This is a genomic window from Citrobacter sp. EC_71, assembly GCF_019584005.1.
Classification (GTDB): Bacteria; Pseudomonadota; Gammaproteobacteria; order Enterobacterales; family Enterobacteriaceae; genus Citrobacter; species Citrobacter werkmanii.
In genome coordinates this window covers 65,745-89,851 of the sequence record NZ_VDAY01000004.1, presented here as the reverse complement: position 1 = coordinate 89,851, position 24,107 = coordinate 65,745, and the positions used below count along the sequence as shown (strand labels likewise).

General features: G+C 52.9%; 24 protein-coding genes. 10 read left to right on the top strand and 14 right to left on the bottom strand.

Translation table 11 applies throughout. The annotated features are described in order from the left end of the window. Positions 1-32 precede the first annotated feature (32 nt). Positions 33-1,211: a formate-dependent phosphoribosylglycinamide formyltransferase gene (gene purT, locus FHD02_RS05500; protein WP_137370480.1), complete on the top strand. Its 1,179-nt coding sequence runs from the start codon at positions 33-35 to the stop codon at positions 1,209-1,211. 69 nt (positions 1,212-1,280) lie between these two features. On the opposite strand, the gene kdgA is transcribed toward purT, so the two are convergent. The 3 genes from kdgA to zwf form a co-directional block, all read right to left on the bottom strand. After that, on the bottom strand, positions 1,281-1,922 hold the full coding sequence (gene kdgA, locus FHD02_RS05495; RefSeq protein ID WP_003034901.1) for a bifunctional 4-hydroxy-2-oxoglutarate aldolase/2-dehydro-3-deoxy-phosphogluconate aldolase: 642 nt from the start codon (positions 1,920-1,922) through the stop codon (positions 1,281-1,283). A gap of 34 nt (positions 1,923-1,956) precedes the next feature. Continuing rightward, positions 1,957-3,768, bottom strand: coding sequence for a phosphogluconate dehydratase (gene edd / locus FHD02_RS05490; RefSeq protein ID WP_220393671.1), 1,812 nt, complete (start codon positions 3,766-3,768; stop codon positions 1,957-1,959). Positions 3,769-4,001: 233 nt separating this feature from the next. Beyond that, on the bottom strand, positions 4,002-5,477 hold the full coding sequence (zwf, locus tag FHD02_RS05485; protein ID WP_003034896.1) for a glucose-6-phosphate dehydrogenase: 1,476 nt from the start codon (positions 5,475-5,477) through the stop codon (positions 4,002-4,004). 365 nt (positions 5,478-5,842) lie between these two features. Between zwf and FHD02_RS05480 the strand changes: the two genes are divergently transcribed. Both FHD02_RS05480 and pyk read left to right on the top strand, forming a co-directional pair. Beyond that, entirely contained in the window at positions 5,843-6,712 is an 870-nt protein-coding gene (locus tag FHD02_RS05480; RefSeq protein ID WP_042308002.1) for a MurR/RpiR family transcriptional regulator, read from the top strand. 118 nt (positions 6,713-6,830) lie between these two features. Continuing rightward, the gene (pyk, locus tag FHD02_RS05475) at positions 6,831-8,273 is read left to right on the top strand and encodes a pyruvate kinase (RefSeq protein WP_042307816.1); all 1,443 of its coding nucleotides are present in this window, start codon (positions 6,831-6,833) and stop codon (positions 8,271-8,273) included. A gap of 46 nt (positions 8,274-8,319) precedes the next feature. Here pyk and lpxM read toward each other — a convergent pair whose 3' ends face one another. The 3 genes from lpxM to znuA form a co-directional block, all read right to left on the bottom strand. Continuing rightward, a complete protein-coding gene (lpxM, locus tag FHD02_RS05470; RefSeq protein WP_220393670.1) occupies positions 8,320-9,291 on the bottom strand; it encodes a lauroyl-Kdo(2)-lipid IV(A) myristoyltransferase in 972 nt (323 codons plus the stop codon). A 119-nt stretch (positions 9,292-9,410) separates the two neighbouring features. Further along, positions 9,411-10,730, bottom strand: a complete 1,320-nt coding sequence (mepM, locus tag FHD02_RS05465) for a murein DD-endopeptidase MepM (protein ID WP_050764953.1) — start codon at positions 10,728-10,730, stop codon at positions 9,411-9,413. Positions 10,731-10,745: 15 nt separating this feature from the next. Next, on the bottom strand, positions 10,746-11,690 hold the full coding sequence (znuA, locus tag FHD02_RS05460; RefSeq protein WP_042307999.1) for a zinc ABC transporter substrate-binding protein ZnuA: 945 nt from the start codon (positions 11,688-11,690) through the stop codon (positions 10,746-10,748). A 78-nt stretch (positions 11,691-11,768) separates the two neighbouring features. Between znuA and znuC the strand changes: the two genes are divergently transcribed. Both znuC and znuB read left to right on the top strand, forming a co-directional pair. Beyond that, positions 11,769-12,524, top strand: coding sequence for a zinc ABC transporter ATP-binding protein ZnuC (znuC, locus tag FHD02_RS05455; RefSeq protein WP_006684140.1), 756 nt, complete (start codon positions 11,769-11,771; stop codon positions 12,522-12,524). Continuing rightward, complete coding sequence (znuB, locus tag FHD02_RS05450) at positions 12,521-13,306, top strand: zinc ABC transporter permease subunit ZnuB (protein WP_137370482.1); 786 nt, start codon at positions 12,521-12,523, stop codon at positions 13,304-13,306. Before znuC ends, znuB begins: the two co-directional genes overlap by 4 nt. A 78-nt stretch (positions 13,307-13,384) precedes the next feature. Here the strand turns inward: znuB and ruvB are convergent, their stop codons facing one another. The 6 genes from ruvB to aspS all read right to left on the bottom strand — a co-directional run bounded on the left by ruvB (position 13,385) and on the right by aspS (position 18,641). Then, positions 13,385-14,395, bottom strand: a complete 1,011-nt coding sequence (ruvB, locus tag FHD02_RS05445; RefSeq protein ID WP_005120696.1) for a Holliday junction branch migration DNA helicase RuvB — start codon at positions 14,393-14,395, stop codon at positions 13,385-13,387. Between the two features lie 8 nt (positions 14,396-14,403). Further along, the gene (ruvA, locus tag FHD02_RS05440; RefSeq protein WP_137370483.1) at positions 14,404-15,015 is read right to left on the bottom strand and encodes a Holliday junction branch migration protein RuvA; all 612 of its coding nucleotides are present in this window, start codon (positions 15,013-15,015) and stop codon (positions 14,404-14,406) included. An 80-nt stretch (positions 15,016-15,095) separates the two neighbouring features. Beyond that, entirely contained in the window at positions 15,096-15,617 is a 522-nt protein-coding gene (gene ruvC / locus FHD02_RS05435; RefSeq protein WP_003034867.1) for a crossover junction endodeoxyribonuclease RuvC, read from the bottom strand. 34 nt (positions 15,618-15,651) lie between these two features. Beyond that, complete coding sequence (locus FHD02_RS05430; RefSeq protein ID WP_006684137.1) at positions 15,652-16,395, bottom strand: YebC/PmpR family DNA-binding transcriptional regulator; 744 nt, start codon at positions 16,393-16,395, stop codon at positions 15,652-15,654. A 28-nt stretch (positions 16,396-16,423) separates the two neighbouring features. Then, positions 16,424-16,867 carry a dihydroneopterin triphosphate diphosphatase gene (nudB, locus tag FHD02_RS05425; RefSeq protein WP_042307807.1) on the bottom strand — a complete coding sequence of 148 codons (444 nt, stop codon included), beginning with the start codon at positions 16,865-16,867 and terminating at the stop codon, positions 16,424-16,426. Between the two features lies 1 nt (position 16,868). After that, positions 16,869-18,641, bottom strand: a complete 1,773-nt coding sequence (gene aspS, locus FHD02_RS05420) for an aspartate--tRNA ligase (RefSeq protein WP_061381103.1) — start codon at positions 18,639-18,641, stop codon at positions 16,869-16,871. A 266-nt stretch (positions 18,642-18,907) separates the two neighbouring features. On the opposite strand from aspS, the gene FHD02_RS05415 reads away from it, so the two are divergent. The 5 genes from FHD02_RS05415 to cmoB are packed head-to-tail and all read left to right on the top strand — an operon-like array spanning position 18,908 to position 22,485. Beyond that, a complete protein-coding gene (locus FHD02_RS05415) occupies positions 18,908-19,474 on the top strand; it encodes a hydrolase (RefSeq protein WP_220393669.1) in 567 nt (188 codons plus the stop codon). Further along, on the top strand, positions 19,471-20,289 hold the full coding sequence (locus FHD02_RS05410) for a DUF72 domain-containing protein (protein ID WP_220393668.1): 819 nt from the start codon (positions 19,471-19,473) through the stop codon (positions 20,287-20,289). The genes FHD02_RS05415 and FHD02_RS05410 overlap by 4 nt, the downstream gene beginning before the upstream one ends. 51 nt (positions 20,290-20,340) lie before the next feature. Further along, on the top strand, positions 20,341-20,736 hold the full coding sequence (locus FHD02_RS05405; RefSeq protein ID WP_003833847.1) for an MAPEG family protein: 396 nt from the start codon (positions 20,341-20,343) through the stop codon (positions 20,734-20,736). A 40-nt stretch (positions 20,737-20,776) separates the two neighbouring features. Next, the gene (gene cmoA / locus FHD02_RS05400; RefSeq protein WP_042307799.1) at positions 20,777-21,520 is read left to right on the top strand and encodes a carboxy-S-adenosyl-L-methionine synthase CmoA; all 744 of its coding nucleotides are present in this window, start codon (positions 20,777-20,779) and stop codon (positions 21,518-21,520) included. Then, a complete protein-coding gene (cmoB, locus tag FHD02_RS05395) occupies positions 21,517-22,485 on the top strand; it encodes a tRNA 5-methoxyuridine(34)/uridine 5-oxyacetic acid(34) synthase CmoB (protein WP_137370963.1) in 969 nt (322 codons plus the stop codon). The genes cmoA and cmoB overlap by 4 nt, the downstream gene beginning before the upstream one ends. A gap of 235 nt (positions 22,486-22,720) precedes the next feature. On the opposite strand, the gene cutC is transcribed toward cmoB, so the two are convergent. Further along, positions 22,721-23,467, bottom strand: a complete 747-nt coding sequence (cutC, locus tag FHD02_RS05390) for a copper homeostasis protein CutC (RefSeq protein WP_220393667.1) — start codon at positions 23,465-23,467, stop codon at positions 22,721-22,723. A gap of 2 nt (positions 23,468-23,469) precedes the next feature. After that, positions 23,470-24,036, bottom strand: a complete 567-nt coding sequence (locus FHD02_RS05385) for a VOC family protein (RefSeq protein ID WP_042307793.1) — start codon at positions 24,034-24,036, stop codon at positions 23,470-23,472. Positions 24,037-24,107 lie beyond the last annotated feature (71 nt).

The following is a 24,107-nucleotide window of genomic DNA, read 5'->3' as shown; positions in this document are numbered from 1 at the left end:
TACTGCGCCCAGATAAAACAGGGGATTAATTTATGACGTTATTAGGCACAGCGCTGCGTCCCGCAGCAACGCGAGTGATGTTATTAGGCTCAGGTGAACTGGGTAAAGAAGTGGCGATCGAATGCCAACGCCTGGGTGTGGAAGTCATTGCAGTGGATCGTTACCCCGACGCGCCAGCCATGCACGTTGCCCATCGCTCATACGTTATCAACATGCTGGATGGCGAAGCATTGCGCGAGGTTGTCGAGCGCGAAAAGCCACATTATATCGTGCCGGAAATAGAGGCGATTGCCACGGATATGCTGGTAAAACTGGAACAGGAAGGGCAACACGTTGTGCCGTGCGCACGAGCGACCCAACTGACCATGAACCGCGAAGGGATCCGTCGCCTCGCCGCAGAGGAGCTGTCTTTACCAACCTCTTCTTTCCGCTTTGCAGACAGCGAAACTCGCTTTCGCGAGGCCGTCGCCGAAATAGGCTTTCCTTGCATCGTGAAGCCAGTAATGAGTTCCTCAGGTAAGGGGCAAAGCTTTATTCGTTCAGCCGATCGACTCACCGAAGCCTGGAACTATGCTCAACAGGGAGGCCGGGCAGGCGCCGGGCGTGTTATCGTCGAAGGCGTGGTAGATTTTGATTTTGAAATTACCCTGCTTACCGTTAGCGCCGTTGATGGCGTGCACTTTTGCGCGCCAGTAGGGCATCGTCAGGAAGATGGCGATTATCGTGAATCCTGGCAGCCTCAGCAGATGAGCGACCTGGCGCTGGCGCGCGCGCAGGATATTGCCCGTAAAGTCGTGCTGGCGTTAGGTGGCTACGGTCTGTTTGGCGTGGAGCTATTTGTCTGCGGTGATGAGGTGATTTTTAGCGAAGTCTCCCCTCGCCCACACGATACCGGAATGGTGACCTTAATATCGCAGGACCAGTCTGAGTTTGCCCTGCACGTTCGCGCATTTCTCGGTCTGCCCGTTGGCGAAATCCGTCAGTACGGGCCTTCCGCTTCCGCCGTTATTCTGCCGCAACTTACCAGCCAGAATGTGTCGTTTGATAACGTACAGGCCGCCGTGGGCGCTGGTCTGCAAGTACGATTCTTTGGTAAGCCGGAGATCGACGGGAGTCGTCGTTTAGGCGTGGTACTGGCTACAGCGCAGACCATTGAAGAGGCGGTTGAACGTGCGAAAAATGCCGCCGCACAGGTGAAAGTTACAGGATAAAAACCAGATCCGTAGGCCGGATAAGGCGTTGACGCGCCTTATCCGGCCTACGGTATACGCATTAACGGCTTACTGCTTCGCGCCTTCTACTGCTTCACGCGCCAGTTTAGTAATGCGATCGTAATCACCAGCTTCCAGCGCATCTGCTGGAACCAGCCAGGAACCCCCGATGCACAGCACGCTTTTCAGCGCCAGGTAGTCACGGTAGTTCGCCGGGGAGATACCACCGGTTGGGCAGAAACGCACCTGAGAGAACGGACCCGCAATCGCCTGCAGCGCTTTAGTACCGCCGTTCGCTTCTGCCGGGAAGAATTTGAACTCTTTTAATCCGTAGTCCATACCCAACATCAGTTCAGAAACGGTGCTGATACCTGGGATCAGCGGAATAGTCCCTTCCGTTGCGGCTTTTAACAGCGGCTCGGTCAGACCCGGGCTGATAGCAAACTGCGCACCGGCTTCAGTAACTTCAGCCAGTTGTTGCGGATTCAGTACAGTGCCTGCGCCGACGATGGCGTCCGGAACTTCTTTCGCGATCGCACGAATGGCATCCATCGCACATGCAGTACGTAAGGTCACTTCCAGAACGCGCACGCCACCTGCAACCAGCGCTTTTGCCATCGGCACCGCATGTTCCAGTTTATTAACCACAATAACCGGTACAACCGGGCCAGTGGTCAGGATTGCTTCTGCACTTGTCTTCCAGTTTTTCATCAGAGTTTTCTCTCGCCTGATTACAAAATAAGTCTTAAAAAGTGATACAGGTTGCGCCCTGCTCCGCGCCGGACAGCTTCTCACGCAACGCGCTGAACATTTCACGTCCAGTACCCACGCGCGATGCGCTGAGGTCTGGAATGTGAGGCTGACGTGAGGCAAGTTCCTCTTCGTCAACCAGCAGCGTCAATTCACCTGTCTGTCCATTCACACGAATGATGTCGCCATCACGTACTTTTGCCAGCAGACCGCCATCATAGGCTTCTGGGGTTACATGGATTGCTGAAGGCACTTTACCTGAAGCACCTGAAAGTCGTCCATCGGTAACTAACGCAATTTTGAAACAACGGTCCAATAATACACCAAGTGGCGGCATGAGTTTATGTAATTCTGGCATTCCGTTCGCTTTTGGTCCCTGATGACGCACAACAACTACGCAATCGCGGTCAAGCAGACCCGCATCAAAGGCCGGTAACACATCGTGCTGACTTTCAAAAACAACTGCCGGGGCTTCTATAACCTGATTTTCGACCGGTACTGCCGACGTTTTCATCACTGCACGCCCGAGGTTACCGCTCAGCACTTTGGTACCGCCGTGGTGGGAGAAAGGTTGGTCAAAAGAGGCAATCACGTTGCTGTCCAGCGATTTCGCCGCCCCTTCGCGCCAGTCCAGTTCACCGTTGTTGAGCCACGGCTCCATGGTGTAACGCGATAAACCGAATCCGGCAACGGTATTCACATCTTCGTGCAGCAAACCCGCGTTCAGCAGCTCACGCATTAGAACCGGTACGCCGCCCGCCGCCTGGAAATGGTTAATATCCGCCGGACCGTTCGGGTACAAACGCGCCATCAGCGGCACAATGTCGGACAGATCGGAGAAGTCATCCCAGTTAATCAGAATCCCGGCCGCGCGCGCCATGGCCACCAGATGCATTGTATGGTTAGTTGAGCCCCCGGTCGCCAGCAGCGCCACAATTCCGTTCACCACCACTTTTTCATCGATCATTTTACCGATCGGCATCCATTCATTGCCGTTCCCGGTAAGACGCGTAACCTGACGGGCTGCAGCAGCGGTCAACGCTTCACGCAGCGGCGCATCCGGATGGACGAATGAAGAACCTGGCAGTTGCATCCCCATGAACTCCACGACCATCTGGTTAGTATTCGCCGTGCCGTAGAACGTACAGGTACCCGGTGCGTGATAGGACGCCGCCTCGGACTCAAGCAGCGCCATGCGATCAACTTTGCCTTCCGCATAGAGTTGACGAATACGCACTTTTTCTTTGTTTGCCAGGCCACTCGCCATCGGGCCGGAAGGAATGAAGATTGACGGCAGGTGACCGAATGACAGCGCCGCCATTACCAGGCCCGGGACAATTTTATCGCACACGCCGAGGAACAGTGCGCCATCGAACATATTGTGAGAGAGACCTACAGCGGCTGACATCGCAATCACTTCACGACTCAGCAGCGAAAGTTCCATCCCATCCTGTCCCTGGGTAACACCGTCACACATGGCCGGCACACCACCGGCAACCTGACCTACCGCATTGGCTTCATGCAGTGCTTTGCGAATGATCGCCGGATAATGTTCATACGGTTGATGCGCGGAAAGCATGTCGTTGTAGGAGGTAATGATCGCGATATTGTTACGCAGCATGCTTTTCAGCGATGCCTTGTCGTCCGGCTGACACGCGGCAAAGCCATGCGCCAGGTTACCGCATGCCAGTTGCGAACGATGAACGGTGGTCGATTTAGCTTGTTCAATACGGGCGAGATAGGCAGAACGTGTGTCGCGAGAACGTTCGACGATACGTTGTGTTACGCGTAACAAATCCGGATTCATAGAGGCTCCTAAAATTTATCTGTCAGAGCGGTAGGATTAACAATGCTTATCAGTCAGGTTAAAAGTGCTGAATCGCTTGTTTGCCGTAGCTCAGGGGCAAAATCGTTTCAGGCAGTGTAATAAAAAAAGCCCCGCGGGTGAATCCACGCGAGGCTTAAAAGTGCAAAAATTATTCTGCAATCTGTGTTAGATCATGTTACCGGTAAAATAACCACTATGGGTAAGGCGATCTTTTACTCGAATTCGTTCCAGGAACGACCATCTCGGGTGATCATTGCCACAGAGGCAACCGGTCCCCAGGTCCCTGCCTGATATGGCTTCGGCGCATCGTTGTCCATTGCCCACGCTTCGGTAATTGAGTCGACCCATTTCCAGGCTTCTTCAACTTCATCACGACGCACAAACAGCGCCTGAATACCGCGCATTGTTTCAAGCAGCAGACGTTCATAAGCGTCGGCCAGATGCGTCTGGTTGAAGGTTTCGGAATAGCTCAGATCAAGCTTGGTAATTTGCAGGTTATGCTTGTGATCCAGACCCGGTACTTTGTTCAGCACCTGGATATCAACACCTTCATCAGGCTGCAAACGAATAGTCAGCTTGTTCTGCGGCAGATCCTGCCAGGATTCCCGGAACAGATTCAGCTCAGGCGTTTTGAAGTAGACCACGACTTCAGAGCACTTCGTCGGTAAACGCTTGCCGGTACGCAGATAGAACGGAACGCCCGCCCAACGCCAGTTATCGATATCCACACGGATCGCCACAAACGTTTCTGTATTGCTGCTCTTGTTCGCGCCCTCTTCTTCCAGATATCCGGGGACTTTTTTGCCCTGGGCAAAACCCGCGGTGTACTGACCGCGAACCGTTTTTTCACGCACGTTCGAGCGATCGATGCGACGCAGTGATTTCAGTACCTTCACTTTTTCATCGCGGATGCTGTCGGCGCTCAGGTCCGACGGCGGAGACATCGCGATCATGCACAAGATCTGCAGCAGGTGGTTTTGGATCATGTCGCGCATTTGACCGGCCTGGTCAAAATAGCCCCAGCGACCTTCAATACCCACTTCTTCCGCGACGGTAATTTCAACGTGATCGATCGTGCGGTTATCCCAGTTGTTTACAAACAGGGAGTTGGCAAAGCGCAGTGCCAGCAGGTTCAACACCGTCTCTTTGCCGAGATAGTGGTCGATACGATAAACCTGACACTCTTCGAAATATTCGCCGACCTGATCGTTGATCTCGCGGGATGTTGCCAGTGATGTTCCTAACGGTTTTTCCATCACAACGCGGGCAGGTTTAGCATTCAGCTTTGCTTCACCCAAACCTTTGCAGATTGCGCCAAAAGTGCTTGGCGGCATCGCGAAATAGTTAATAGTGGTACGTGATTTCTGATCCAGCATTTCACCCAGACGGCTAAATGCGGCGGTATCATTGACGTCCAGATTACAAAACTCCAGACGACCGCTGAGGGTCTCCCACAAACCTTCATCAATTTTTTCTTTCATGAAGGTTTCGAGCGCTTCGCGCACAACCTTGGTATAGGCTGCTTTGTCCCAGTCGGCACGCCCTACCCCGATAATACGGGTTTCCGGGTTAATCTGGCCGGCCTTTTCCAGTTGATACAGGGAAGGCAGCAATTTCCGCCGCGCCAGGTCGCCCTTCGCGCCGAAAATGACCAGGTCACATGCCTGGGCTGTTTGCGTTACCGCCATGTCATTCTCCTCAATTAAGTGTCTGGTGCTTTTGCCAGACACTGGTTGTAATTTTATTACAGTGCACTGTACTGCTTTTACGTGAATCCGGAAACCGTAAACGCTTATCCAGCCGTGCTGTTACCGCGAACAGGCGTTTGATTGGCGTTTACCTCTGCAAAATGGATAAAAAAGTCGCTTTTTTTCGTACCTATGAAGAAGTAAGAAAACCAGACTCCGATCATGTAATGAAAAAAAACAACAACTATTCTGTCCATTTTGCCCCGTTCCTTCCTTAGCAGGGGTAATATCTAACAAATGTATCTCCCGATTTCCCCGTATCGCTGAAATCGCTTTTTCCCATGAGCCATGAGTCGACCTACATCATGAATATGCTGGAAAAAATCCAGTTAAAACTGGAACATTTGAGCAAGTCAGAACGTAAAGTCGCTGACATTATTCTTGCCTCACCCGACCGGGCAATCCATTCAAGCATCGCCGCGCTTGCGCTGGAAGCCAATGTTAGCGAGCCGACGGTTAACCGATTCTGTCGCAGTATGGATACGCGCGGCTTTCCTGATTTTAAACTGCATCTGGCGCAAAGTCTGGCAAATGGCACCCCATATGTTAATCGTAATGTGGATGAGGATGACAGCGTAGAATCATACACGGGAAAAATCTTCGAGTCGGCGATGGCAAGTCTTGACCACGTACGCCAGTCTCTGGATAACACCGCGGTAAACAGGGCGGTGGATTTGTTAACCCAGGCAAAGAAAATTGCCTTTTTTGGCCTTGGGTCTTCCGCCGCAGTAGCGCACGACGCGATGAACAAATTTTTTCGTTTTAACGTACCGGTGATCTATTCCGACGATATTGTACTGCAACGCATGAGTTGCATGAATTGTAGCGACGACGACGTTATTGTGTTGATTTCGCATACCGGAAGAACCAAGAGTCTGGTTGAACTGGCGCAGTTGGCGAGGGAAAACGACGCGATGGTTATCGCCTTGACCTCTCCCGGTACGCCGCTGGCGCGTGAAGCAACGCTGGCCATTACCCTCGACGTACCGGAAGATACTGACATTTATATGCCCATGGTCTCTCGACTTGCTCAACTGACCGTGATAGATGTGCTGGCTACAGGGTTTACTTTGCGCCGCGGGGCAAAATTTAGAGATAACTTGAAGCGTGTCAAGGAAGCACTCAAGGAATCGCGTTTTGATAAAGAATTACTCATCAAGAGTGATGATCGCTAAAAGCAATAACAATGTTCTACCCTTTTATCATCCGGGTCGTTCATTTACCGTCAATGTTTGAGAACGGCCGGATTAATGTTCACGCAACACCTAGTTGTTTCAGTCAACGGAGTATTACATGTCCAGAAGGCTTCGCAGAACCAAAATCGTTACCACGTTAGGCCCGGCAACTGATCGCGATAACAACCTCGAAAAAATTATCGCTGCGGGTGCGAACGTCGTACGTATGAACTTTTCGCACGGCTCTCCAGAAGATCACAAAATGCGGGCGGATAAGGTCCGTGAAATTGCCGCAAAACTGGGACGTCATGTAGCTATTTTGGGTGACCTGCAGGGACCTAAAATCCGCGTATCAACCTTTAAAGAAGGTAAAGTTTTTCTTAATGTTGGCGACAAGTTCCTGTTAGACGCCAACCTCGGCAAAGGCGAAGGCGACAAAGAAAAAGTCGGGATCGATTATAAAGGTCTGCCTGCTGACGTTGTGCCAGGCGATATCCTGCTACTTGACGACGGTCGCGTACAGCTTAAGGTGCTGGAAGTTCAGGGTATGAAAGTCTTCACCGAAGTCACCGTCGGTGGCCCGCTGTCCAACAATAAAGGCATCAACAAACTGGGCGGCGGTCTTTCTGCTGAAGCCCTGACCGAAAAAGATAAAGCTGACATCGTCACTGCAGCGCAAATCAGCGTTGACTACCTGGCAGTCTCCTTCCCTCGCTGCGGCGAAGATCTGAACTATGCCCGCCGTCTGGCGCGCGACGCTGGCTGCGACGCGAAAATCGTCGCCAAGGTAGAACGTGCGGAAGCTGTCTGCGACCAGAATGCGATGGATGACATCATCCTGGCCTCTGACGTGGTGATGGTGGCGCGTGGCGACCTGGGCGTTGAAATCGGCGATCCTGAGCTGGTAGGTATTCAAAAAGCGTTGATTCGTCGCGCGCGTCAGCTGAACCGTGCGGTCATTACCGCCACACAGATGATGGAGTCGATGATTACCAACCCAATGCCGACCCGTGCGGAAGTGATGGACGTGGCTAACGCCGTTCTGGACGGTACCGATGCCGTTATGCTCTCTGCAGAAACGGCAGCAGGCCAGTACCCGGCAGAAACCGTCGCGGCAATGGCTCGCGTATGCCTGGGTGCCGAGAAGATCCCGAGCATCAATGTCTCCAAACACCGTCTTGACGTGCAGTTTGACAACGTCGAAGAAGCAATTGCTATGTCAGCGATGTATGCCGCTAACCACCTGAAAGGGGTAACCGCTATCATCGCGATGACTGAGTCTGGTCGTACCGCGCTGATGACCTCTCGTATCAGTTCTGGTCTGCCGATTTTCGCGATGTCTCGTCATGAGCGTACGCTGAATCTGACCTCTCTGTATCGCGGTGTCACCCCGGTTCACTTTGACAGCGAAACTGATGGCGTGGTTGCCGCCAATCAAGCGGTGAACCTGCTGCGCGATAAAGGTTATCTGGTCTCCGGTGATCTGGTGATTGTGACCCAGGGCGATGTCATGAGCACCATTGGCTCCACCAACACTACGCGTATTCTGACTGTCGAATAATGCCAGCGTTTGATGTAAAAAAGCCTCTCGTTTGAGAGGCTTTTTTTTATTTCTTCGGATAGAGATCTTTGCGTTTATATGGCTCAATTTCACCGGGTTTACGCGTCTTAAGCAGCTTTAAAATCCAGGTGTATTGCTCAAGGTGTGGCGCAACAAAAATTTCCACCTCTTCGTTCATTCGTCTGGCAATGGTGTGATCATCCGCAGTCAGAATGTCATCCATCGGAGGACGTACCTGGATCGTCAGGCGGTGCGTTTTACCATCATATACCGGGAACAGAGGCACCACGCGCGCATGGCACACCTTCATCAGACGGCCAATCGCCGGTAACGTTGCTTTATAGGTAGCAAAAAAGTCCACAAACTCGCTGTGTTCAGGACCATGGTCCTGATCCGGCAGATAGTATCCCCAATATCCCTGACGTACAGACTGAATAAATGGTTTGATACCGTCGTTACGCGCATGCAGGCGACCACCGAAACGACGGCGCACTGTGTTCCATACGTAATCGAATACCGGGTTTCCCTGGTTGTGGAACATCGCCGCCATTTTCTGCCCCTTGGAGGCCATCAACATCGCCGGGATGTCCACCCCCCAGCCATGAGGAACGAGAAAAATCACCTTTTCATCGTTGCGACGCATCTCTTCGATGATATCCAGTCCTTGCCAGTCGACCCGACTCTGAATTTTCTCCGGGCCGCGTATCGCCAGTTCCGCCATCATGACCATCGCCTGAGGCGCGGTCGCGAACATTTCATCGACAATAGCATCGCGCTCGGCTTCACTACGCTCAGGAAAGCAGAGAGACAAATTGATTAATGCTCTGCGACGTGAGCTTTTTCCCAGTCTTCCGGCGAGCCGTCCGAGCTTCGCCAGAACAGGATCGCGGAATGATGCTGGCGTTAACGCAATCCCGGCTATCGCCGCCACGCCAAGCCAGGCGCCCCAGTAGCGCGGATGGCGAAATGATTTGTGAAACTCAGGGATATACTCAATATTCTTTTTTTTCGTTTCCATGCTCTTCCAGTGTCTGGTATCGCGAAAAGTAAATCTGCTGATAGTGTAGCGGCGCACCGTGCGCCGTACAAAATAAAAAAGCCGGCACGCATCGCGTACCGGCTCTGTCAGTGTGCTAATTAATCGAAACGCAGCTGAGGAACAACTTCTTTCACCTGTGCCAGGTAATCAGTGCGATCTGAGCCGGTCAACCCTTCTGTACGCGGCAGTTTCGCCGTCAGTGGGTTAACAGCCTGCTGGTTGATCCACACTTCGTAATGCAGGTGCGGACCCGTTGAGCGTCCGGTATTGCCTGACAGCGCGATACGGTCGCCACGTTTCACTTTTTGTCCTGGCTTAACCAACAGCTTACGCAAGTGCATATAACGTGTGGTGTAGGTGCGACCATGACGTACCGCAACATAATAGCCAGCGGCGCCGCTGCGCTTCGCGACAACAACTTCACCATCACCTACCGACAGCACTGGCGTGCCCTGCGGCATCGCAAAGTCGACACCTTTATGCGGTGCCACGCGTCCCGTTACCGGGTTCAGGCGACGCGGGTTAAAGTTCGAGGAGATGCGGAACTGTTTCGCCGTTGGGAAACGCATAAAGCCTTTCGCCAGTCCGGTACCATTACGGTCATAGAACTTACCGTCTTCAGCACGGATGGCGTAATAATCTTTGCCTTCAGAACGCAAACGCACACCCAACAGCTGGCTTTGCTCACGTTTGCCGTCGAGCATTTCGCGAGACATCAGCACCGAGAACTCATCGCCTTTTTTCAGTTTGCGGAAATCCATCTGCCACTGCATGGCCTTGATCACCGCACTGATTTCCGAGCTGGTCAGCCCGGCATCTTTAGCACTGGCGACGAAGCTCCCACCGACTGTGCCTTTGATACGGCTGTTAACCCAGTCGCCCTGCTGCATTTCGCTACTCATTTTGAAACCCGTCGCGGTGCGATCGTAAGTACGGGTTTCGCGACGAGAGACTTCCCAGGTCAGGCGTTGCAGGTCACCTTCCGCACTTAGCGTCCAGGAAAGTTGCTGACCAATTTTCAGGTTACGCAACTCTTTATCGGAAGCAGCAAGCTGGCTGATGTCACCCATATCGATGCCGTACTGATTCAGAATACTGCTCAGCGTATCGCCCGTAGAGACGACATACTCATGCACACCGGCCTCACCAGACGTTTTGTCATCCAGTTCATCCTGGGGGATAGCTTCATCTTCCTGAGCGGCCTGATCGATAGGTTCGCTGGCCTCAGGCAACAGTGAACGAATCTCGCTTTTTTCCAGCTCGATAGTTTTGACGATGGGTGCAGAATCGGGGTGGTAAACATAGGGCCGCCACACAGCGACGGCCAATGTCAGTACAGTAAGCGACCCCAGCATAACGCGATGGGGTCGAGGCAGATTATTAAATGCCAGAGCGACAGAGCGGGCTATCTGTTGCACGTATTCACTTCCTCATTAATCTCCTTTCAGGCAGCTCGCATACTGGTTGGCTAATTGGTTCAAAAACGCTGAATAGCTTGTTTTACCCAGTTTGATATTCGTTCCGAGCGGATCCAACGTTCCCATTCGAACGGTTGTCCCTCTCGCGACGGCTTCAACGACCGCTGGCCTGAACTGTGGCTCAGCAAAAACGCAGGTTGCTTTTTGCTCAACCAACTGTGTTCTTATTTCATGTAAACGCTGCGCACCAGGTTGAATCTCAGGGTTCACGGTAAAGTGACCAAGCGGCGTTAGTCCGTAGTGTTTCTCGTAGTAGCCATAGGCGTCATGAAAAACGAAATAACCTTTACCCTTGAGCGGCGCGAGCTCGTTACCTACCTGCTTATCGGTTGCGGCTAATTGTGCCTCAAAATCCTTCAGGTTGGCGTCAAGTTTGGCTCGACTTTGCGGCATAAGTTCCACTAATTTTTCATGGATTGCAACCGCTGAGGCCCGCGCTATCTCTGGGGAGAGCCAAAGATGCATGTTGTAATCGCCATGATGGTGATGCTCGTCACTTTTTTCACCACCAGCATCATTGTGTCCATGATCGTCATCGTCGTCGTCAGCACCTTTCATGAGTAACGGTTTCACGTCATTAAGCTGCGCAATCGTTACCTGTTTCGCGTTAGGAATATTCTTGACTGACTTTTCCATAAACGCTTCCATCTCAGGTCCAATCCACACGACTAAGTCCGCGCCCTGTAAGCGTTTTACGTCTGAAGGACGGAGTGAGTAATCGTGTTCGGAAGCCCCGTCAGGCAGCAGAACCTGGGTATCAGTTACCCCATCAGCAATGGCTGAAGCAATAAATCCCAGCGGCTTAAGAGACGCCACGACAGCGGCATTTGCCACCTGTGTTGCACTACCCCAAAGAGCAGCGGATAATGCTGCGAAAAGAAGCGTATTTTTATGTAACATAATGCGACCAATCATCGTAATGAATGTAAGAAATGTGATATTATAACATTCTATAACTTCTGCAAGACTAAAATTGATATGACGACTTTGGTTTCACTGGAAAATGTCTCGGTCTCTTATGGTCAACGCCGCGTCCTTTCTGACGTATCGCTTGAACTTCGACCCGGTAAAATTTTGACGCTTCTCGGCCCGAATGGCGCCGGCAAGTCTACGCTGGTGCGCGTTGTTTTAGGGCTGGTAGCGGCTGATGAGGGAGTTATCAAGCGTAATGGTCAATTGCGGATTGGCTATGTGCCGCAAAAGCTATACCTCGATACCACGCTTCCGCTGACGGTAAGTCGTTTTCTGCGCTTACGTCCAGGCACCAAAAAAGAGGATATCCTTCCGGCGCTGAAGCGCGTTCAGGCCGGGCATCTGATGAATGCACCAATGCAAAAACTCTCTGGCGGGGAAACGCAACGCGTCCTGTTGGCCCGTGCTTTATTGAATAAGCCTCAACTACTGGTCCTTGATGAGCCAACTCAGGGTGTGGATGTCAATGGTCAGGTCGCACTGTACGATCTTATCGACCAGTTACGACGCGAACTGGATTGCGCTGTACTGATGGTTTCCCATGACCTGCATCTGGTGATGGCTAAAACCGATGAAGTGCTGTGCCTCAACCATCATATTTGCTGTTCCGGCGCGCCGGAAGTGGTTTCCATGCACCCGGAATTCATCTCAATGTTCGGGCAACGCGGCGCCGAACAACTCGGAATTTACCGTCATAATCATAATCATCGCCACGATTTACAGGGTCGTATCGTCTTACGCCGGGGAAATGGTCACTCATGATTGAATTGTTATTACCCGGTTGGTTAGCTGGGATCATGCTGGCCTGTGCCGCTGGCCCACTCGGCTCGTTCGTCGTCTGGCGTCGCATGTCTTATTTTGGTGATACGCTGGCCCACGCCTCACTGCTGGGTGTCGCTTTTGGTCTGCTGTTGAATGTAAATCCTTTCTATGCCGTCATTGCCGTGACCCTGCTGCTGGCGGCCGGTCTGGTATGGCTGGAGAAGCGCCCTCACCTCGCGATCGATACCTTGCTCGGTATTATGGCGCACAGCGCGTTGTCATTGGGGCTGGTTGTCGTCAGCTTGATGTCAAACATCCGCGTGGATCTGATGGCCTACCTGTTTGGTGATTTACTCGCCGTGACGCCAGAAGATCTCATCTCCATCGCTATTGGCGTGGTTATGGTTCTGGCGATTCTGTTCTGGCAGTGGCGCAACCTGCTGTCAATGACCATCAGTCCGGACCTGGCCTTTGTTGATGGCGTGAAGCTGCAACGCGTTAAGCTGCTGCTGATGCTGGTTACAGCTTTAACTATCGGTGTGGCGATGAAGTTTGTCGGGGCGCTGATTATCACCTCGCTGCTGATCATCCCTGCGGCAACCGCCCGTCGTTTCGCCCGTACGCCGGAACAGATGGCCGGCGTCGCCGTTGGTGTGGGTATGATAGCGGTTACAGGGGGACTGACCTTTTCAGCCTTTTATGATACCCCAGCAGGGCCATCCGTTGTGCTGTGCGCCGCGCTGCTGTTTATCTTCAGTATGATGAAAAAGCAGGCAAGCTAAACGTGTGTTGCCCGGTGGCATTGCGCTTACCGGGCCTACAAAATCGCCCAGGCCTGATGAATGTAGCGACTTCAGGCGTTAAGGCATCTCTGGCGGCGTGATCCCGAAATGGTTCCAGGCGCGCACCGTTGCCATTCTTCCGCGCGGCGTACGCTGCAGAAAACCTTGCTGAATCAGATACGGCTCCAGCACATCCTCAATGGTTTCACGTTCTTCCCCGATTGCCGCTGCCAGGTTATCCAGGCCGACCGGTCCACCGAAGAATTTATCGATCACCGCCAGCAGCAGCTTGCGGTCCATATAATCGAAGCCTTCCGCGTCGACGTTGAGCATATCCAGCGCCTGAGCGGCGATATCCGCCGAAATGGTGCCGTCATGCTTCACCTCGGCAAAATCACGTACCCGGCGTAATAAACGGTTGGCGATACGCGGCGTACCGCGGGCGCGACGCGCCACTTCCAACGCCCCTTCATCGCTCATTTCAAGTCCCATGAAGCGGGCGCTACGTCCGACAATGTGCTGCAGATCGGCAACCTGATAGAACTCCAGTCGCTGCACAATACCAAAGCGATCACGCAGCGGGGACGTTAACGACCCGGCGCGCGTCGTCGCTCCAATCAGGGTAAACGGTGGCAGATCGATCTTAATTGAACGTGCAGCAGGCCCTTCGCCAATCATGATATCCAGCTGATAATCTTCCATCGCCGGATACAGCACCTCTTCCACCACCGGTGACAGGCGATGGATCTCATCGATAAACAGCACATCGTGGGGTTCAAGGTTAGTGAGCATAGCCGCCAGATCGCCCGCTTTCTCCAGTACCGGTCCGGATGTGGTACGCAGGTTGACGCCCATTTCATTGGCAACAATATTGGCAAGCGTGGTTTTACCGAGGCCAGGAGGGCCGAAAATCAGCAGGTGATCGAGGGCATCACCACGCAGCTTAGCCGCCTGGATAAAAATCTCCATTTGCGAGCGTACCTGAGGCTGGCCAATATACTCTTCCAGCAATTTAGGGCGGATCGCACGATCCACCAGGTCTTCAGGTGTCGTGCTGACAGCCGAAATCAGGCGATCTGCTTCAATCATCCTTTACCTCACAATGCCGCGCGAAGCGCTTCACGAATCAGGGTTTCACTGCTGGCATCAGGGCGGGCAATTTTGCTCACCATGCGGCTGGCTTCCTGTGGTTTATAGCCTAACGCCACCAACGCAGCAACCGCTTCCTGCTCGGCGTCCTCCGTTGCCGGACTTGCCGGAGAGGCCAGGACCAGATCTGCCGCCGGGGTGAAGAGATCGCCATGCAGACCTTTAAAGCGGTCCTTCATTTCAACAATCAAACGTTCGGCAGTTTTCTTTCCAATACCAGGTAGCTTCACCAGCGCGCCAAGCTCTTCACGTTCAACGGCATTCACGAACTGCTGGGCAGACATACCGGAAAGGATCGCCAGTGCCAGCTTCGGGCCTACGCCGTTGGTTTTAATTAACTCTTTAAATAGCGTGCGTTCTTGCTTGTTGTTGAAGCCATACAGCAACTGCGCGTCTTCACGAACTACAAAATGGGTGAAGATAATCGCTTCCTGTCCGGCTTCCGGCAGCTCGTAAAAACAGGTCATGGGCATATGCACTTCATAGCCGACGCCGCCGGTTTCCAGAAGGACCAGCGGGGGTTGTTTTTCAAGAATGATGCCTCTGAGTCTGCCTATCACGTGACGCTCCTGCGTTAAGGGCTAAAAGGTAATGCGCTATCATAAAAAAAGGCTGGATAGATATCCAGCCTCATTTGTCACTAACGTAACCGACCTCGCGCCAGATTCAGCCTCGACTCGCTCATTTGCATGGCATTCTGACTGACATGGCAGTGGGTAATGGCAATCGCCAACGCATCCGCGGCGTCCGCCTGCGGGTTGGCGGGCAGCTTCAGCAGCGTACGCACCATGTGCTGTACCTGGCTTTTTTCCGCACTACCGATACCAACCACGGTCTGTTTTACCTGGCGGGCTGCGTATTCAAAGACCGGAAGATCCTGATTGGTCGCCGCAACGATTGCCACGCCGCGCGCCTGCCCCAGCTTTAGCGCCGAGTCGGCGTTCTTCGCCATAAAGACCTGCTCAATGGCAAAATAGTCCGGCTGGAACTGGGTGATGATCTCCGTCACGCCCGCATAAATTAGCTTCAAACGTGACGGAAGATCGTCGACTTTGGTGCGAATACAACCGCTGCCGAGGTAGGTCAGTTGCCTGCCGACCTGACGGATTACGCCATAACCGGTAATGCGTGACCCCGGGTCAATGCCGAGAATAATAGACATCACGCATCTCCTGTTACTTTATGGCTTAACCACATCATTCTAAGGTCGCAGCAACCTCATCGGAGATTTCACCGTTGTGGTAAACTTCCTGTACGTCGTCGCAGTCTTCCAGCATATCGATCAGACGCATCAGTTTCGGTGCCGTTTCAGCATCCATGTCCGCTTTAGTGGATGGGATCATCGTCACTTCAGCGCTGTCTGCTTTCAGGCCAGCCGCTTCCAGCGCGTCACGCACTTTGCCCATCTCTTCCCACGCGGTGTAAACATCAATCGCGCCGTCGTCGTAGGTCACTACATCTTCAGCACCGGCTTCCAGCGCCGCTTCCATGATGGTGTCTTCGTCGCCTTTCTCAAAAGAGATCACGCCTTTTTTGCTGAACAGGTAAGCCACGGAGCCGTCGGTGCCCAGATTACCGCCGGTTTTGCTGAACGCATGACGCACTTCAGCCACGGTACGGTTACGGTTGTCAGACAGGCATTCAATCATCACGGCGGTGCCGCCAGGACCGTAACCTTCATAGATGATGGTTTCCATGTTCGAGTCTTCATCACCGCCCACGCCACGCGCGATGGCACGGTTCAGGGTGTCACGGGTCATGTTGTTGGACAGCGCTTTATCCACCGCCGCGCGCAGACGCGGGTTAGCATCCGGATCGCCACCGCCCAGTTTAGCCGCCGTTACCAGCTCGCGAATGATTTTGGTAAAAATTTTACCGCGTTTAGCATCCTGAGCGGCTTTACGATGTCTGGTGTTGGCCCATTTACTATGACCTGCCATAAATAATATCTCCAAAAAGCGCGCCTTCTCAGGCGACGTTAATCACAAATTCTTCAATCGCCTGCCGATTACTCCACGACTTGGTTAACTGGGCGGCTTCAACCGCATTAACCCAACGATAGGTCAGATGTTCGGTGAACACGATCTCTCGTTCTGAGGGAAGAGCCAGGCAAAACCAGGATTCAGTATTACGCTCAATTCCCGGCGCATAGCGATGACGTAAATGGCGAAAAATCTCAAACTCCACCGTGCGCTGACAGTCAATTAAGGTCAGTTGCTCAGTCGCAACATCAATGGCGACCTCTTCCTTTACTTCGCGCATGGCGGCCTGCGACGCGGTTTCACCCTCTTCCAGGCTACCGGTGACCGACTGCCAGAAGTCAGGATCGTCGCGTCGCTGTAACATCAGCACTCTCCCGGTGTCCTTTGCATAAATCACGACCAACACCGAGACAGGCTGTTTGTACTTCATATCAGTTATTCTCGGCCTTCTTCACAACCTGAATGCTCAGTTCCGCCAGCGCAGCTTCATTGGCGAAGCTTGGCGCTTCAGTCATCAGACACGCGGCTGCCGTCGTTTTCGGGAAGGCAATAACGTCGCGAATGTTATCCGTACCCGTCAGCAACATGGTCAGACGATCCAGACCAAACGCCAGGCCCGCATGCGGCGGTGTACCATATTTTAGCGCATCCAGCAGGAAGCCGAATTTCTCGCGCTGCTCTTGCTCGTTAATGCCCAGAATACCGAATACGGTCTGCTGCATATCACCGTTGTGAATACGGACGGAACCACCACCTACTTCATAGCCGTTGATAACCATATCGTAGGCGTTGGCAACCGCATCTTCCGGCGCAGCTTTCAGCTCAGCAGCGGTCATGTCTTTCGGCGAGGTGAACGGGTGGTGCATCGCGGTCAGACCGCCTTCACCATCATCTTCAAACATCGGGAAGTCGATGACCCACAGCGGCGCCCATTTCGACTCGTCGGTAATGTTCAAATCTTTGCCCAGTTTCAGACGCAGCGCGCCCATCGCGTCGGCAACCACTTTCTTGTTGTCGGCACCGAAGAAAATCATGTCGCCGTCTTGCGCACCGGTACGCGCCAGAATCGCTTCCACGATTTCTGCGTTCAGGAACTTAGCCACCGGGCTGGTGATACCTTCCAGACCTTTCGCGCGCTCGGTGACTTTGATGTAAGCCAGGCCTTTCGCGCCGTAGATCTTAATAAAGTTACCGTAATCATCGATCTGCTTACGGCTTAAGCTCGCACCGCCCGGTACGCGCAGGGCTGCAACACGGCCTTTTGGATCGTTCGCCGGACCAGAGAACACCGCGAACTCAACGTCTTTTACCAGATCGGCGACGTCAACCAGCTCCATTGGGTTACGCAGGTCTGGTTTATCGGAGCCGTAACGGCGCTCAGCCTCGGCAAAGGTCATGATCGGGAAATCACCGAGATCCACACCTTTCACTTCCAGCCACAGATTACGCACTAACGCTTCCATCACTTCACGCACCTGCGGCGCAGTCATGAAGGATGTCTCCACATCGATCTGGGTAAATTCAGGCTGACGGTCAGCACGTAAGTCTTCATCGCGGAAGCATTTTACGATCTGATAGTAGCGGTCAAAGCCAGACATCATCAGCAGCTGTTTGAACAGCTGAGGAGACTGCGGCAGCGCGTAAAACTTGCCTTTATGAACGCGGGAAGGCACCAGATAGTCGCGCGCACCTTCCGGCGTCGCTTTGGTCAACATCGGGGTTTCGATGTCGAGGAAGCCGTGATCGTCCATAAAACGACGAACCAGGCTGGTAATTTTGGCGCGTGTTTTCAGGCGCTGCGCCATTTCAGGACGACGCAGATCCAGATAACGATACTTCAGACGCGCTTCTTCGGTATTGACGTGGTTAGAGTCCAGCGGCAGTGAGTCTGAGCGGTTGATGATGGTCAGATCGGATGCCAGTACTTCAATTTCGCCAGTCGCCATATCGGCATTGACGTTTTTCGCATCACGCGCACGCACGGTGCCCGTAACCTGGATGCAGAACTCATTACGCAGTTCGGAGGCCAGCTTTAACGCGTCCGCACGGTCCGGATCGAAAAATACCTGCACGATACCTTCGCGGTCGCGCATATCGATAAAGATCAGGCTACCAAGATCACGACGACGGTTGACCCAACCACACAGAGTCACCTGCTGCCCCTCGTGGGACAGACGTAGCTGCCCGCAATATTCTGTACGCATGAGATATCCCTTAACTTTGCCGCAGGCGGATTGTCACCTGTCTCGCAGATGACGAAGTCGCAGCTTTAGCTGAATGTCACAACTGAATGAAAAAAGGCGGCTATTATACTGGAAATTCTGCCGCACGATAAGTCCGGTACTGACTGTACGCCTGTTTCCTCGACGGGCATTGCGTAATCTCACAAAAAATAACAAAAATTGTCGCCCCTTTCACACTGATTCGCGATTAAGGTGTAACGGAATTCTTATTTTTTACTGGAGTGACCATGCTGGAACTGAACGCAACAACAACCGCCCTTGTCGTTATTGACTTACAGGAAGGGATCCTGCCTTTCGCTGGCGGACCACATACGGCACACGATGTGGTTACCCGCGCCGCACGGTTGGCGGAAAAATTTCGTGCTAAGGGTTCTCCAGTAGTAATGGTACGCGTTGGCTGGTCTGACGATTACGCCGAAGCGCTGAAACAACCGGTTGATGCCCAGGCTCCGGCCAAAGCGTTACCCGACAACTGGTGGGATTACCCGCAAGCTCTGGGCAAATGCGCCAGCGATGTGGAAGTCACCAAACGTCAGTGGGGAGCGTTCTACGGTACCGATCTCGAGCTACAGTTGCGCCGTCGGGGTATCAATACCATCGTTCTGTGTGGCATCTCCACGAATATTGGCGTGGAATCCACCGCACGAAACGCATGGGAGCTAGGTTTTAATCTGATCGTTGCGGAAGATGCCTGTAGCGCCGCCAGTGCTGATCAGCATCAGGGCAGCATGACACACATTTTCCCACGTATTGCGCGCGTTCGCAGCGTGGACGAGATCCTGCAAGCGTTATGATCTATATCGGCTTACCCCAGTGGTCGCACCCGAAATGGGTGCGACTTGGGATCACCAGCCTGGAAGAGTATGCCCGCCACTTTAACTGTGTGGAGGGCAATACCACGCTGTATGCGCTGCCAAAAGCCGAGATTGTCACCCGCTGGCATGCACAAACCACCGATGCGTTTCGATTTTGTTTTAAGTTTCCGGCCACCATTTCACATCAGGCCGCGTTGCGTAACTGTGATGATTTGGTACAGGAATTTTTAACGCGCATGTCGCCGCTGGAAGCGCGCATCGGGCAATACTGGTTGCAATTACCCGCCACCTTTGGCCCACGCGACCTGTCCGCTCTGTGGCCGTTTCTCGATGCGCTCCCCAAATCCTTTACCTACGGTGTCGAAGTTCGCCATCCGGACTTCTTTGCCAAAGGCGAAGAAGAGCAGCAACTGAATCGCGGCCTGCATGAGCGATGTGTAAACCGGGTAATCTTAGACAGTCGCCCGGTGCATGCCGCCATCCCACATACTGAAGCAATACGCGAGGCCCAGCGTAAGAAACCGAAGGTTCCGGTTCATGCAGTGGTAACGGCCAATCATCCGATGGTGCGTTTTATCGGTAGCGATGATATGGCACAAAACCGGCAGTTATTTGCCGTTTGGTTAAATAAACTGTCGCTGTGGCATCAATCTACGACGCCATATTTATTTTTGCATACGCCGGATATCGCGCAGGCCCCGGAGCTGGTAGACACGCTATGGGCAGATTTACGTAGCGCCCTGCCAGAGATCGGATCAGCACCGTCTATTCCACAGCAATCTTCTCTTTTCTGAAATTGCCACCTATCATAGACAGTGCCATCTGCCATTTTAAAGGGAGTTTGTATGGTAAGCGCGCTTTATGCCGTATTGGGTGCGTTATTGTTAATAAAGTTCTCATTTGACGTCGTTCGCCTGCGTATGCAGTACCGCGTTGCTTATGGTGACGGTGGTTTTAGCGAACTGCAAAGCGCTATCCGTATTCATGGTAATGCGGTGGAGTATATTCCTGTCGCGTTAGTGCTGTTGTTATTTATGGAAATGAACGGCGCAGAAACGTGGATGGTGCATATTTGCGGACTGATGTTGATTGCCGGACGACTGATGCATTATTACGGATTCCACCACCGGCTTTTCCGCTGGCGGCGTTCAGGCATGAGCGCGACCTGGTGTTCGCTGTTGCTAATGGTGCTGGCGAATCTTTGGTATATGCCCTGGGAGTTGGTTTTCTCCCTGCATTAGCGCACAATACGCCACTTTATTTTTCCCGGATTTTTACGTTATGTCTCACCGCGACACGCTTTTTTCTGCGCCTATCGCCAGTCTGGGTGACTGGACCTTTGATGAACGGGTAGCTGAAGTCTTCCCGGATATGATCCAGCGTTCCGTTCCCGGCTACTCCAATATCATTTCGATGATTGGCATGCTGGCCGAACGTTTCGTCCAACCCAACACGCAGGTCTACGATCTCGGCTGCTCTCTGGGCGCGGCGACGCTCTCAGTGCGTCGCAATATTCATCACGAGAATTGCAAAATTATTGCCATTGATAATTCCCCGGCGATGGTGGAGCGCTGCCGTCGCCATATTGACGCTTATAAGGCCCCTACTCCGGTTGAAGTCATCGAAGGCGATATTCGCGACATTACTCTCGAAAACGCCTCGATGGTGGTGCTGAATTTTACCCTGCAGTTCCTTGAGCCAGCAGAGCGCCAGGCATTGTTGGATAAGATTTATCAGGGACTGAATCCCGGTGGCGCGCTGGTGCTGTCGGAAAAATTCAGTTTCGAAGACGCTCAAGTTGGCGAGCTGCTGTTCAACATGCACCACGACTTCAAACGCGCAAATGGTTATAGCGAACTGGAAATCAGCCAGAAGCGCAGCATGCTGGAGAACGTGATGTTGACCGACTCCGTAGAAACACACAAAGCGCGACTGCATCAGGCTGGTTTTGAGCACAGCGAATTGTGGTTCCAGTGCTTCAACTTTGGTTCCCTGGTGGCGCTGAAAGCTGAGGTCAGCGCATGATCGACTTTGGTAACTTTTATCAACTGATTGCCAAAAATCACCTTTCCCATTGGCTGGAAACGCTTCCGGCGCAAATCGCCGCCTGGCAGCGCGATCAGCATGGCTTATTTAAGCAGTGGTCGAATGCGGTGGAGTTTTTGCCAGAGTTAACGCCGTATCGTCTGGACTTACTGCATAGCGTCACCGCAGAAAGCGAGCAACCGCTCAGCGACGGTCAACTCAAACGCATCGACACTCTGATGCGGAACCTGATGCCATGGCGGAAAGGGCCATACTCGCTGTACGGCGTCAATATCGATACCGAATGGCGCTCAGACTGGAAATGGGATCGCGTCCTGCCGCATTTATCGGATCTTACCGGGCGTACCATTCTCGATGTCGGCTGCGGCAGCGGATATCACATGTGGCGTATGATTGGCGCGGGCGCGCACCTGGCGGTTGGCATCGATCCTACGCAATTGTTCCTGTGCCAGTTTGAAGCGGTGCGTAAACTGCTGGGCAACGATCAGCGTGCGCATCTGCTGCCGCTGGGTATTGAACAGCTTCCGGCGCTCAACGCCTTTGATACCGTGTTTTCCATGGGCGTGCTGTATCATCGACGTTCCCCGCTGGAACACCTGTGGCAGTTGAAAGATCAGTTGGTTAAAGAGGGTGAACTGGTACTGGAAACGCTGGTAGTCGAGGGTGATGAAAATACCGTACTGGTGCCGGGTGACCGCTACGCGCAGATGCGTAACGTCTATTTTATCCCGTCTGCGTTGGCGCTAAAAAACTGGCTGGAAAAATGCGGATTTGTTGATGTACGCATCGCCGATGTCTGCGTCACCACTACCGAAGAGCAGCGTCGCACCGAGTGGATGATAACCGAATCGCTGGCCGATTTCCTCGACCCGAACGACCACAATAAAACGGTAGAAGGCTACCCCGCCCCATTACGTGCGGTATTGATTGCGCGTAAACCGTAATGGATTGCCGAATGACCGTTACGTATAGCACCGTTTCTCCAAAATAGTTCAAGTTGCAGCATGGCGGCAACGCAGCAAATCCCCGGGAGTGTAGATAACTACGTGACCGGGGTGCGCGAGGCGGCCAACGCTGCTGCGGCCTGAAATATGAAGGAGAAAAAAAGGCCCCTGTTGAAATTGCAGGGGCCTGGTACGAGCAAGCATCATATTGGGCGACATGATGCAACGGTAAAAATCAGCTGGCCTGATGGCGTGCCATGATTGCTTTCATTTCAGCAACCGCCGCTCCGTCTACCGCATAGCGAGAATACTCATCCGCCTGCGTATCCGAAGACATCGACAACCCCGAATTGCGATAACGCATTGGGGAAGCCAGCCATACTCCGGCAGAACTATGGACTTCCTGCACTCCAGCATCCAGGAACAGGGACAAATTCGAGGCGCGAACCCCCGCTCCGGCCATAATGATTGGAGCACCCGCCAGCGCAATAAGTTCCATTATTTTTGTTAAACCTTGCACTGCATCTGATTTTTGCCCGGAAGTCAGTACCCTGGCGATGCCCAATTCAGATAATTTTTGTAACGCATTGAGTGGGTTAGCGCACATATCAAACGCCCGATGAAAAGTAACATTCAGCGGACCGGCAGCAGCCATTATTTTTTCCATGCGCGGCATATCGACATTGCCATCCACATCTAAAATACCGGTCACCAGCCCTGGAAATCCCAGTTCTTTGACCATCGCAATATCATCCAACATTGCCGCGAATTCACCGTCGGTATAACAAAAATCCCCTCCACGTGGGCGGATAATCGGGTTGACGGGAATAGCCACATGCTGGCGAACCGAACGCAATACGCCCAGTGACGGCGTTAAGCCCCCTTCTTTGGGCGCTGCGCAAAGCTCAATGCGATCCGCGCCGTTTTGCTGCGCCGTAAGCGCGCATTCCATGCTGTAACAGCAAACTTCCAGTAAGGCCATGTTCACTCCTGTCGCTCACTTGCCACAATGGTTTCAATCGACCACGGATGAAACTTTATCGTCACACTGCCATCGCTGACCGCCAGCGTAGGATTCGGTAAACGCTCCCGCTCTCCTTTCGGTGAGCTGGTTTTCACAAAGATGCCCGGCTGACTCAGGCCTTGATCGGAAAGCAGCGCCAACGCTCGCGCATTCAGCGTCTCCGCATCTCCCGGCAGGACAATCTCAATATGTTCCCAACCTTCATGTGGATAACGCTTTTCTCCCGGCCACGGCAGCTCTACGATAGAAAATGTCCAGTGCAGGACGCAAACCGGCTCATGGAGTTTGAACAGGCAAATGGGTCTGCCATTGATGATGTTCTCTGACAATAATTCACCGCACTGCTCAAATCCACGACGCCAGCGCTCTGCGGTAGTATTTTGATGACAACGCAAAGAAATGTGATCGGCTTCAAGCGGTGTGACATCCAGACCAAGACGGGTGGAAAGTTCCGTTAACGCCTGCGCGAAATGCGGTAAATCTGCGGAAATATCATGCAGTTCTGCAACTGTTTGCCAGTTCGCCATAATAAAAGCTCATATCCATGTTCAAAGCCGCTAATTTACTCTGTTGCGCTGCGCCATCCAACCGCTGTTTT

Bases quoted from the DNA above. Each gene is read 5' to 3' on its own strand.
- ruvC (WP_003034867.1), bottom strand. From the start codon at position 15,617: ATGTCTATTATTCTCGGCATTGACCCGGGGTCACGCATTACCGGTTAT.
- ruvB (WP_005120696.1), bottom strand. From the start codon at position 14,395: ATGATTGAAGCAGATCGCCTGATTTCGGCTGTCAGCACGACACCTGAA.
- purT (WP_137370480.1), top strand. From the start codon at position 33: ATGACGTTATTAGGCACAGCGCTGCGTCCCGCAGCAACGCGAGTGATG.
- edd (WP_220393671.1), bottom strand. From the start codon at position 3,768: ATGAATCCGGATTTGTTACGCGTAACACAACGTATCGTCGAACGTTCT.
- cutC (WP_220393667.1), bottom strand. From the start codon at position 23,467: ATGGCCTTACTGGAAGTTTGCTGTTACAGCATGGAATGCGCGCTTACG.
- lpxM (WP_220393670.1), bottom strand. From the start codon at position 9,291: ATGGAAACGAAAAAAAAGAATATTGAGTATATCCCTGAGTTTCACAAA.
- pyk (WP_042307816.1), top strand. From the start codon at position 6,831: ATGTCCAGAAGGCTTCGCAGAACCAAAATCGTTACCACGTTAGGCCCG.
- FHD02_RS05385 (WP_042307793.1), bottom strand. From the start codon at position 24,036: ATGGCGAACTGGCAAACAGTTGCAGAACTGCATGATATTTCCGCAGAT.
- znuC (WP_006684140.1), top strand. From the start codon at position 11,769: ATGACGACTTTGGTTTCACTGGAAAATGTCTCGGTCTCTTATGGTCAA.
- FHD02_RS05415 (WP_220393669.1), top strand. From the start codon at position 18,908: ATGCTGGAACTGAACGCAACAACAACCGCCCTTGTCGTTATTGACTTA.
- cmoA (WP_042307799.1), top strand. From the start codon at position 20,777: ATGTCTCACCGCGACACGCTTTTTTCTGCGCCTATCGCCAGTCTGGGT.
- kdgA (WP_003034901.1), bottom strand. From the start codon at position 1,922: ATGAAAAACTGGAAGACAAGTGCAGAAGCAATCCTGACCACTGGCCCG.
- FHD02_RS05430 (WP_006684137.1), bottom strand. From the start codon at position 16,395: ATGGCAGGTCATAGTAAATGGGCCAACACCAGACATCGTAAAGCCGCT.
- FHD02_RS05405 (WP_003833847.1), top strand. From the start codon at position 20,341: ATGGTAAGCGCGCTTTATGCCGTATTGGGTGCGTTATTGTTAATAAAG.
- znuB (WP_137370482.1), top strand. From the start codon at position 12,521: ATGATTGAATTGTTATTACCCGGTTGGTTAGCTGGGATCATGCTGGCC.
- aspS (WP_061381103.1), bottom strand. From the start codon at position 18,641: ATGCGTACAGAATATTGCGGGCAGCTACGTCTGTCCCACGAGGGGCAG.
- nudB (WP_042307807.1), bottom strand. From the start codon at position 16,867: ATGAAGTACAAACAGCCTGTCTCGGTGTTGGTCGTGATTTATGCAAAG.
- FHD02_RS05480 (WP_042308002.1), top strand. From the start codon at position 5,843: ATGAATATGCTGGAAAAAATCCAGTTAAAACTGGAACATTTGAGCAAG.
- znuA (WP_042307999.1), bottom strand. From the start codon at position 11,690: ATGTTACATAAAAATACGCTTCTTTTCGCAGCATTATCCGCTGCTCTT.
- FHD02_RS05410 (WP_220393668.1), top strand. From the start codon at position 19,471: ATGATCTATATCGGCTTACCCCAGTGGTCGCACCCGAAATGGGTGCGA.
- cmoB (WP_137370963.1), top strand. From the start codon at position 21,517: ATGATCGACTTTGGTAACTTTTATCAACTGATTGCCAAAAATCACCTT.
- zwf (WP_003034896.1), bottom strand. From the start codon at position 5,477: ATGGCGGTAACGCAAACAGCCCAGGCATGTGACCTGGTCATTTTCGGC.